This window comes from Gammaproteobacteria bacterium (genome assembly GCA_003696665.1).
In the GTDB taxonomy this organism is placed as follows: domain Bacteria; phylum Pseudomonadota; class Gammaproteobacteria; order Enterobacterales.
This window is the reverse complement of record RFGJ01000385.1, coordinates 1-1260: the sequence shown is the minus strand read 5'-3', so window position 1 is coordinate 1260 and position 1260 is coordinate 1. Positions and strand designations below refer to the sequence as shown.

Below are 1260 nucleotides of genomic sequence, written 5' to 3'. Positions count from 1 at the left end.
GGGGGGGTATGGAGTAGGGTTGGGCATGGATCGACGCAGCAGCAGTCCGGAGGTGCTCGGCGAACTGAGAGAGCGGGCGGTGAAGTTGAAGAAGGAGGGGATGACCCACCGGCAGATCGCGCGGGTGCTGGGGATTGGGGAGAGCACCTCGCGGTTGTACTGGCGGCTTTACCGGGAAGGCGGCCGGGAGGGGTTGGCGTTGAAACGGCGGGGGCGGCGGCCGGGGACCCGGCGGCGGTTGAGTCGGCGGCAGGAGGAAGCGATCCAGCGGCTGGTGGCCGACCGGACGCCGGACCAGTTGAAGATGCCCTTTGCGCTGTGGACGCGGCGGGCGGTGGGGGAGCTGATTCGGCGGCGGTACGGGGTGGAGCTGCCGGTGCGGACGCTGGGGGAATATTTGCGGCGTTGGGGGTACACGCCGCAGAAGCCGCGGCGGCGGGAGGCGGGGCAGGAGCCGGAGGCGGTGCGGCGGTGGCTGGCGGAGGAGTATCCGGCGGTGGCGGCGCGGGCGCGCCGGGAGGGGGCGGTGATTTACTGGGCCGATGAGACCGGGATCGGCAACCAAGAGGTGGTGGGACGGAGCTACGCGCCGCGGGGCCGTGGGGCGGTGCGGACGGCGCGGGCGCGGAAGGTGAGCGTGAGCATGATTTCGGCGGTGAACAACCGGGGGCAGATGCGGTTCATGGTGTACCGGCGGGGGATGACGGCCGGGTTGTTCGTGGAGTTTTTAAGGCGGCTGGTCAAGGGGATGGAGCGGAAGGTGATCCTGATCGTGGACAACTTGCGGGTGCACAAGGCGGTGCGGGTGCGGCGGTGGCTGCGGGGGCGGGAGGATCAGATCGAACTGGTGTATCTGCCGCCGTACTCGCCGGAGCTGAACCCGGACGAGTACCTCAATCACACCCTCAAGGAGCAGTTGGGCCGACGGCCGCCGGCGGGGACGATGCGGGAGCAGGAACAGCGGGTGCGGCAGCAGATGCACTCGAACCAACGGCGCCCGCAACTGATCCGCTCTCTCTTTGAGAGCCCCACAGTCAGGTACGCTGCATAGCGCCAGTATTTAATCGCCGGGGTAATAGCGTGAACAGGACGGCTACAGGCGCCGACGCCCAAACAGCACTTCCAGGGCCGAGGACCAGGGAGTTGGCACGTGGCCACGTGGTGCGTGTGATCTGGCTGTCGGTTGTCTTTGGTGCGGGCGCGGGTCTGATGCTTTTATTCTCTATTTCCAAGTGGGCGACGATGAGTCTGGCGGAGCGC

Annotated in this window: 1 protein-coding gene; it reads left to right on the top strand. The window is 67.7% G+C overall.

The genetic code is table 11. From position 1 onward, the window contains the following. Positions 1-25: 25 nt before the first annotated feature. Positions 26-1051 carry an IS630 family transposase gene (locus tag D6694_09905; protein ID RMH40598.1) on the top strand — a complete coding sequence of 342 codons (1026 nt, stop codon included), beginning with the start codon at positions 26-28 and terminating at the stop codon, positions 1049-1051. Positions 1052-1260: the final 209 nt, after the last annotated feature.

What these genes read in the sequence shown, in the direction of transcription:
- D6694_09905 (RMH40598.1), top strand. Translation starts at nt 26, where the DNA reads ATGGATCGACGCAGCAGCAGTCCGGAGGTGCTCGGCGAACTGAGAGAG.